This is a genomic window from Pseudonocardia sp. SID8383 (assembly GCF_009864975.1).
GTDB lineage: Bacteria > Actinomycetota > Actinomycetes > Mycobacteriales > Pseudonocardiaceae > Pseudonocardia > Pseudonocardia alni.
In genome coordinates this window covers 1-551 of sequence record NZ_WWFY01000399.1, presented here as the reverse complement: position 1 = coordinate 551, position 551 = coordinate 1, and the positions used below count along the sequence as shown (strand labels likewise).

Annotated in this window: 1 pseudogene; it reads right to left on the bottom strand. The window is 79.5% G+C overall.

Annotation, left to right across the window (positions count from 1 at the left end):
* Nucleotides 1-551, bottom strand: a pseudogene (locus tag GTW08_RS09660) (phospho-sugar mutase); the annotation flags it as partial.

The following is a 551-nucleotide window of genomic DNA, read 5'->3' as shown; positions in this document are numbered from 1 at the left end:
CGGGCGCCCCGGTGTTCCCCGACAGCGTTGCGACCCGGTCCAGGTAGGCGCCGGTGACCTCCGCCGGGTCCGGCAGCGGCCCGAGCGGCACCGACACCGCGGGCGGGGCGGCGGTGATCGCGTCCTCGATGGCGGCGTCGTCGGGGCCCACGAGCTGCGCGCCGTCGGCGAGGTAGACCTTGTAGCCGTTGTCGGCGGGCGGGTTGTGCGAGGCGGTGACGGCGATCCCGGCGACCGCGCCGAGGTGGCGCACGGCGAAGGCCACCAGCGGGGTGGGGACGGGGCCGTCGAGCAGGGTCACGGTGAACCCGGCGCCGGTCAGCACCCGGGCGCTGGCCTCGGCGAACGCCGCCGACCCGTGCCGGGCGTCCCGGCCGACGACGACCCGGCCGGTGCCCGTGGTCCGGGCCAGGTGGGCGGCCAGCCCGGCGGTCGCCCTGGTCACGACGGCGACGTTCATCCCCGACGGCCCGGCCCGCACCGGCCCGCGCAGCCCGGCGGTGCCGAAGCGCAGCGGCCCGGACAGCCGGTCGGCCAGCTCGTCGCCGGCC